Annotated in this window: 8 protein-coding genes; 7 read left to right on the top strand and 1 reads right to left on the bottom strand. The window is 39.5% G+C overall.

Translation table 11 applies throughout. From position 1 onward, the window contains the following. The 3 genes from AAF462_08090 to AAF462_08100 all read left to right on the top strand — a co-directional run. The coding region (locus tag AAF462_08090; protein ID MEM7009076.1) for an MFS transporter at positions 1–487 on the top strand (487 nt) is incomplete at its 5' end. A gap of 90 nt (positions 488–577) precedes the next feature. After that, on the top strand, positions 578–1396 hold the full coding sequence (locus AAF462_08095) for an IPTL-CTERM sorting domain-containing protein (protein ID MEM7009077.1): 819 nt from the start codon (positions 578–580) through the stop codon (positions 1394–1396). Between the two features lie 163 nt (positions 1397–1559). Next, the gene (locus tag AAF462_08100) at positions 1560–2462 is read left to right on the top strand and encodes a hypothetical protein (protein MEM7009078.1); all 903 of its coding nucleotides are present in this window, start codon (positions 1560–1562) and stop codon (positions 2460–2462) included. Positions 2463–2501: 39 nt separating this feature from the next. Here the strand turns inward: AAF462_08100 and AAF462_08105 are convergent, their stop codons facing one another. Then, the gene (locus AAF462_08105) at positions 2502–3479 is read right to left on the bottom strand and encodes a cobalamin-dependent protein (GenBank protein MEM7009079.1); all 978 of its coding nucleotides are present in this window, start codon (positions 3477–3479) and stop codon (positions 2502–2504) included. A 308-nt stretch (positions 3480–3787) separates the two neighbouring features. On the opposite strand from AAF462_08105, the gene AAF462_08110 reads away from it, so the two are divergent. From AAF462_08110 to AAF462_08125, 4 genes are all read left to right on the top strand, one after another. Continuing rightward, positions 3788–4255, top strand: a complete 468-nt coding sequence (locus AAF462_08110) for a fasciclin domain-containing protein (GenBank protein MEM7009080.1) — start codon at positions 3788–3790, stop codon at positions 4253–4255. Positions 4256–4325: 70 nt separating this feature from the next. Beyond that, positions 4326–5498, top strand: coding sequence for a sigma-70 family RNA polymerase sigma factor (locus tag AAF462_08115; protein MEM7009081.1), 1173 nt, complete (start codon positions 4326–4328; stop codon positions 5496–5498). Between the two features lie 13 nt (positions 5499–5511). Next, positions 5512–6972, top strand: a complete 1461-nt coding sequence (locus AAF462_08120; GenBank protein MEM7009082.1) for a DUF2867 domain-containing protein — start codon at positions 5512–5514, stop codon at positions 6970–6972. A 75-nt stretch (positions 6973–7047) separates the two neighbouring features. Next, a partial coding sequence (locus AAF462_08125; GenBank protein MEM7009083.1) for a hypothetical protein occupies positions 7048–7628 on the top strand: 581 nt, incomplete at its 3' end.

Genomic DNA, 7628 nt, shown 5'->3' on the forward strand with positions numbered 1-7628 from the left:
ATATCCTCTAAGCTGGACCGAGCTCGGGGTAGATGACAATGATCTTTGGCACGTTTATCTGATTGCAGTTCTTCCAACTGCGATTTTTGCATACCCCTATGTTAGATATGCGGAGAAAAGAGGGATTCTAAAAGTTGCTACGCTAAGCGCATGGGCTCTGATGGCAATAAGCTTTCTGCTATATCCTTCTCATGTATTCATAACACTTGTCCTGTATTTTGCTGCTATGGCTTATTTTATGGGGCACACTGTGCTTCAGTCAGTTTTCCCGGCATTTCTTACTCAAAGGGTCGGCCAGGAAAAAAGGGGTATCACCACCGGGGTATATAACTTGTTTAGCTTCTTTGGCGCATCCGTGGGCGGTATGAGCGCAGGATATCTATACGAAATAAGCCCTCATGTCCCTTTATTAGTGGCGTTATTGCTTGTAATCGCTTGGGGTCTGTCCGGGCTTCCAAATCCACCTGAAAAAAACCATTCTAAGTAATAGAGCTTAAACACATTCAGCATAAAAGTTGTATTATTGTAGATATATATATGGTAATATCGCTATAAATAATAATTAAAGGAGCATAGGATGAGAAAATTATCTTTCTTACCATTAGTTGCTTTTATTATTTTTGCTTTTGCGGGCACTTCAATTGCAGATGTTTTCATTAACGATGCAAGGGTAGACCGCAATTCAAATGGCGGCTTCACATCAAGTGTAATAGAATCGGGCTCAGGAGATGCAAATGATTATGAGTTAATAGTTTGCGGTATATTGACTGATGGAGCGGATCCTTTTAACCCACCTAGTCCGGGAGTTTGGACTGAATTTGAAAATGCCCCTTGTGAAAGTATTGCCGATTGTCAACTAGGATTTTGGGGACGTTTCACTAATAATCAGAACTCAGAAGAAATCACATGCAGCTGGGGCAATAGTTCGAATGTATTTCTGGCCGGCAGTTATAGATTTTTAAATGTAGATCAAGAAAATCCCATAATCGATGTGAACTGCTCATCAGTTGAAAATGGCATTTTAACCCTACCATCCGTAACTTCAGAGCCAGGTGCTCAACTTGTAACTGTAAGTCTAGGAATAGTCGAAGCAAATATTGATAGTGGGGTAGTCGAGTTTGATTCAACTAATGGATTAATTTTCGCAGGACTCCCTATTGCTGGTGAATTATCAATGGTACTGACTTATACAAGTGAATTAGATGCAGATGGATCAGGATTTAACGGCGGATCAGTAAATATTGGAGATGATTCTTCCATTAAGCAATGCGCTCTAACACTTAGAATGGGCACGAGAAATGTTCCTACTATGAGCGAGTGGGGATTAATTAGCTTTGCAGCATTTGCCGGTATTGCAGGTATTTGGTATCTAAGAAGGCGCCAAGCTGCAGCATAGAATTTGAAACTTTAAATACACACAGCAAGAAAAATATAATCCGGCGTTTCTAATGAGGGAGCGTCGGATTTTTTGCTTTTAAATATTTATTAAAATCCATCTTTCATATATATAGACAAAATGATACTATGATATATAAATATATATTTGAGGAGATGGCAGATTGAGACTACTAAGATTATTTCTTACTATAGCTATAATTTCATTCTTTAATTCATATTACTCACAAGCTGACGTGCTCATAGAAAGCGGAGGTATTAACTCCTTTGCTGCAGCAGGCATCCCGGGTGTCATGCAGTTAGACGTGCAATCAGGTGCGGGTCAAGCTGGAGACTATATCCTGCTTACGTGCGGCGCTTTTGAAAATTCTCAAAACAACTTATTTAATTCTCCAGATCCCGCTATCTTTTCAGGTCTGGATTTTGACTCTTGTGGAGACAATGGGATGTGTATATCCGGAATATGGGGCGGTTTTACTAACAACCCGGCTTCTGAGAATTTGGCATGCAACACTACAGGGGCCTCTGTTATATTTACCGCAGGCGCTCTTCGTTATTCCAACGTTGATACTATGAACCCGGTCATAGCAATAGACTGCAATTTTGGTCAGGGCAACACCGCAACTGCTCCCTCTATAATGACAGAAGCCGGCTCTCAAGTGGTAAGAATATTTACATCTTTTGCATTTACAGAAGTGATAGCTAATGGTATTAACGTCATGTCGCAGGTAGCCGATTTTAACTCCGAAGCAACTGTTGATGGCGGACAAGTATCCTCCATTGCATCTAGTATGTTTTTTAATTCAGATGGAAATACAGGCACAGCGGTTCAAATGTATGTAGGTTCTCCCAGAGACTGGAGAGCATGTACTTTAGCGCTTAGAATGGTTCCAACCCCGCCAACACAGCCTCCACCAACAGTAATTCCAACTCCGACAATGCTACCGCCTCCGCCGATAGATAGAACTAGTGTGCCTACACTTACCCAGTGGGGACATCTGAGTGTGGCAATACTAATTTTATTAATTGGTGTTTGGTTCTATAGAAAACACAAGATAAGAGGATAAGTGGTTTTTGCGTGAGAGCTTAAAAACTGTTTAGTCTATTTACTTCTTAGATCTAAGAGACTCAAGACTGGTTCTTATTTTATATAGACTGTCCACTCGTACGGCGCCTATTTCGTCCAATACAGGTTTATAGCTAAGACTTGCTCTACCGCCAACAATGATTGCAACAGTGCTTGAAATACTTTTTCTTAATTTTCTGATCTCTTGTACTAGCAAAGGGTCGTCTTCAGGATAAACAATACTAAGAATTACAGCTTTACAGTTATTTTGTTTTACAGCCCCCGCGATTTCCTCAGAAGGCAGGTTGGCTCCTAGATATGTCACATTCCAACCCTCGCTTGCAGCCGTTACAGCTATTATAAGCGCTCCAATATCATGCCATTGGTCCGCAGGGGTGGTTACGAGTACATTAGGCGCTCCAGGATAGGATTTATGAGATGCCAGCACCCCACCCAGAAATGTTCTAATTACATGAGATGCTAAATGTTCATGTGAAATTCTAAGTTTTCCCTTTCTCCATCCCTCGCCGAGTACTTCCATTAATGGAACAATTAAATTCTCAATTGTTGAGTTAAGTCCGTAATCTGCCTCAGCTTGAATTAGAATATTTTCTAAAGTTTTTGAGTCCATTTGCTCAAGTGCACTCATAAAACTATCTATATAATTTTCATAAGTCATATCCGACACTGTTACACTAGGTTCAGAAGTGTTTTCAGGCAATTTACTCTTCACTGGAAGGTCTATAACATTCATTGACGATATCAGTTCGTTTAACTCTTCGTCTGTAGATGCAACAAGTTGGCTTATTCCAAATCCAGCATCGGTAGCCCTTTTTAATAATGTAAGTCTGATTATATCTTCTTCAGTATAGTATCTTCGGTTATTGGAATCTCTGTTTGGAGATACTGCGTTATACCTGCGCTCCCATGCCCTTATTGCATGAGCACTCAATCCAGTTCTCATTGATACCACTTTAATAGAATACTTTTTGTCATTTAATTTTTGTGTTTCGTTCATGTAGTTATGTTAAACAATTGTCTAACATATGTCAACCCTCAATCTTTTTTTCAAAAAAAAACAATAATTACAGCTCGTTATTCAATACACACTATAATCTCTAGATAAGAACTAATAATGAATACAAAAAAGAATTTTAAATATTTTAAAAATAATGCTTGACAACTATTATACATTTGTTTATCTTATTAGACAACCGATAGACATATGCTTGATTACAAGATTTTTAGATGGGGCAAGATATGTCAGATAGGTAATAAATATTTTTCGGAGGTAGTAACATGTATAGATTTAAATCATTATTTGTGATGGCGGTTTTATTTGTGGTGTTTGGGTCTGCTCAGGTAATCGCAGGAAGCGATAAAAACAAAGATATCGTAGATACTGCGGTCGGAGCAGGATCATTTACAACATTAGTAGCAGCTGTTCAGGCTGCAGGACTTGAAGAGACTCTCAGAGGAGAGGGACCTTACACCGTATTCGCTCCTACTGACGAAGCTTTTGCAGCACTTCCAGAAGGAACAGTAGAAAATCTTCTAAAACCAGAAAATAAAGAACAGCTTGTTGCAATTCTCACATATCATGTAGTGCCAGGAAAGGTTACATCAGCAGATGTTGTAAAAGTCACAGAGGCAAAATCAGTAAATGGTAAAGGAATACCAATTGCCGTAAATGACGGAAAAGTCAAAGTTGATAATGCAACAGTAGTAACAGCAGATGTTATGGCAAGCAATGGAGTCATACATGTAATTGATGCTGTAATTATTCCTGACTAATTAAAGTTTAGGATTAGCCTGGTCTGCCTATATGCAGGCCAGGCAATAAAAAAGTAAAGGGAGAATGAAAATGGATTATACATATCAGGATTATAGTGATGGTTATTACGAGAAGGACAGTACTTCTAACACATCAAATGATGAATTATATGAACATTTTGAGGATGAGGGGAATTTGGATACAGAATTAGAAATTAATATTTCTGATGAACAATTTGACGAGAATCCTGAACACAGCGGGATACAAGTGAAGACACAAAAAGATAATGATGACAGCCCTTCTGAAAATACTAACTATAAATGGACTAAGTATGAAGAAGAAAGAGTTTTATATGTTTACTTCAAAGACTTAGTCGATGAAAAATTACTTACTGCAGACCAGGAAAAGGAAATAGCTGCACAAATTAAAGAGTGCAAGAGAAGAATTGAGAAAATTGACGACAAACTTAAAAAAAATCAGACAATAACAAAAGATGAAATAACAAAACTACAAGCTTTTAGAAGAGGTTATGAAAAAAAGGAAGAAGAATTAAAATCTAAATTTATAAGAGCAAACCTACGCTTAGTAATTAACATAGCCAAGCGACATTTGGGCAGAGGGCTTGCTCTAACTGATCTTGTCCAGGAAGGAAACCTGGGTCTTATAAGGGCAGTTGAAAAATTTGACCATACTAAAGGCTTTAAATTTTCAACATACGGCGCATGGTGGATACATCAGGCTGTAACCCGTGCAATCGCTGAGAAGACCAGAACAATTAAAGTACCTGTTTACGTTCTTGAGCAATCAAGCAAAGTGTTTAAAGCAAAATATATGCTTCAGGAAGAGCTTGAAAGAAAACCTCTTCCAAAGGAAATTGCTGAGAGAACAAAACTAAGCGTTGAAATAGTTGAGGCTGTTCTGGACGGTACAGATAACGTTTTATCTCTTGATAACCCAATAAAAGAAGATAGATCCAGAACTTATATGGACTTTCTTCCAGATAGTAAATCAACTGGGCAGGAATACAATGTTGATAACAGAAACATGAAAGATTTACTTAGCGAGCTTCTCACTACACTTTCAGCTAAAGAAGAAGAAATTGTCAGAATGAGATACGGTTTTGGTAATACAACAGTTCATACCCTTGATGAGATTGGTACCAAATTTGGAGTAACCAGAGAGAGAATTAGACAGATTGAAAAATCTGCTCTCAAAAAAATAGCATCATCTGAGAAAGGTGATAAACTAAAAGGATATCTCTAGGCTCAGGGAGAAAATGATGAAAGTCTTGGTTACAGGGGCAACCGGCTATATAGGCGGAAGGCTAATATCAGATCTTATTGAGAAAGATATAGAAGTACGGGTTTTAGTTAGAGATGCTTCTAGGATAGAAGGAAGAGAGTGGGCAGATAAAGTAGAAGTCTGTGTTGGTGATCTATTAAAGCCAGAAACACTTTCTCAAGCATTAGCCGGTATAGATACCGCATACTACTTAGTTCACTCAATGTACGGCGGCAAGGATTATGCAGAAAAAGATAGAGAAGCCGCAACTAATTTTGTTCAGGCAGGCCAAAATCTAAAACACGTGATTTATCTGGGAGGACTTCTCCCAGAAGCAAAGACAATATCCAACCACTTAAAAAGCAGATGTGAAGTCGGTGAGATTCTAAGAGCTGGTCTCCCAACTACAGAATTTAGAGCGGGGCCTATAATAGGGTCAGGCTCAGCCTCATTTGAAATGGTGAGATATCTTACGGAGCGGCTTCCGATAATGGTTGCGCCTAAGTGGATACACCACAAAGTTCAGCCGATCGCGGTAAGAGATGTGATGAGATATTTGGTCAAAGCTCTGGATAAAAAATACAAAGGCGTAATTGATATTGGTGCTGATGTTCTCACATTTAAGCAAATGATGGACGGCTATGCTAAGGTTAGAGGTTATACAAGAACTATAATTACAGTTCCGGTTCTAGCGCCAAAACTAGCTGCTATATGGGTTGGCCTTGTAACTCCTATATCTAACTCACTAGCTGTTCCACTTATAGAAGGAGTAATTCATCCAATAGTAGGAAATACTAAAAGAGCTATGGAAGTTTTTCCAGAGATTCGCCCCCTACCCTATATCGAATCCGTAGAACGTGCACTGGCGCACGTGATTGATGGAGACATTGAAACCAGATGGAGCGGCGCCCTGAGCGAAGACTCAACTTACAGCGTTTCAGAATGGAGAGGGCTGGTAACAGAAAGGCGCTCAATACATGTTGATGATATTAAACCAGTGGATGTTTTTAACTCTTTTACAAGCCTTGGAGGTGAAAAAGGCTGGCTCGTTTGGGAATGGGCGTGGGAAATAAGAGGAATGATAGACCGTATGGCTGGAGGCCCCGGGCTTAGAAGGGGCAGGAGACATCCAATTGAGCTTTTACCCGGTGAGGCTCTTGATTTTTGGCGCGTTGAGGAAGTAGAAAAACCTGAGACTCTTAGATTAAGAGCTGAGATGAAAGTGCCTGGAAGAGCATGGCTAGAATGGCAGGCGATGCCTGAAGGCACTGGAACAAGGCTCGTTCAAACTGCTCTCTTTGAGCCCTCTGGACTTTGGGGCGTATTGTACTGGAGAGCGCTATATCCGATTCACAGCTTTATTTTCGATGATATGATTAGAGCAATTGCTAAAGACGCACAAGAATCATTCGAGCTTAAAGTTCATTCTGAAAGACATTTAGAGCAAAAAATTTAAAATTTCTTTAATTTCCACTTTGAATCATTAGATCTAACGCTTATAATAGCTCATGAGAGTTTCAACGGAGGATCTATGCTAAATAAAATTAAACCACTTTATTTTCTCATTTTCACCCTACTAATTGTGACCTTTTTTATAAGTTCATCCCAATCTTTTGCTCAGCCTGAGAGAATGGAGAGATTTGATAAAAAAGAGCTTACATTTTTTGAAAGATGGGCAGTTAGATTAAATGGCAATGTTGAGCACATGTTCAATACCGATATTGACGGTGGGGGACAATTTAATATAACAAGGCTTGGGGTAAGCCATGATGCAACGTTCACATGGACCGAAAGGCTTAGAATTACTTTTGGATCTACTTACAATTACTATAATTTTGATTTCTCTGGCTCACAGGGATTTGCAGGCCTTAGGCCTTGGAGAAATGTAAACATTTCAAACAACAGCATGCGGGTAAGCTATGCGCTCAATCAGAACTGGGGAGTGTTCGCAATGCCCGTAATATCCTACGGCGCAGAATTTAATGCACCGTTTTGGGATTCATTTACAATCGGCGGCATGGCTGGTTTTAGCTATACAACAGGGCCTAATTTCAGAATAGGCGTCGGCGGATTCGTTGGCAGCCGCCTTGAAGATAGCGTAATCGGATACCC

The sequence above is a fragment of the Thermodesulfobacteriota bacterium genome (genome assembly GCA_039028315.1).
Classification (GTDB): Bacteria; Desulfobacterota_D; UBA1144; order Nemesobacterales; family UBA2774; genus CR02bin9.

What these genes read in the sequence shown, in the direction of transcription:
- AAF462_08095 (MEM7009077.1), top strand. Translation starts at nt 578, where the DNA reads ATGAGAAAATTATCTTTCTTACCATTAGTTGCTTTTATTATTTTTGCT.
- AAF462_08110 (MEM7009080.1), top strand. Translation starts at nt 3,788, where the DNA reads ATGGCGGTTTTATTTGTGGTGTTTGGGTCTGCTCAGGTAATCGCAGGA.
- AAF462_08120 (MEM7009082.1), top strand. Translation starts at nt 5,512, where the DNA reads ATGATGAAAGTCTTGGTTACAGGGGCAACCGGCTATATAGGCGGAAGG.
- AAF462_08105 (MEM7009079.1), bottom strand. Translation starts at nt 3,479, where the DNA reads ATGAACGAAACACAAAAATTAAATGACAAAAAGTATTCTATTAAAGTG.
- AAF462_08115 (MEM7009081.1), top strand. Translation starts at nt 4,326, where the DNA reads ATGGATTATACATATCAGGATTATAGTGATGGTTATTACGAGAAGGAC.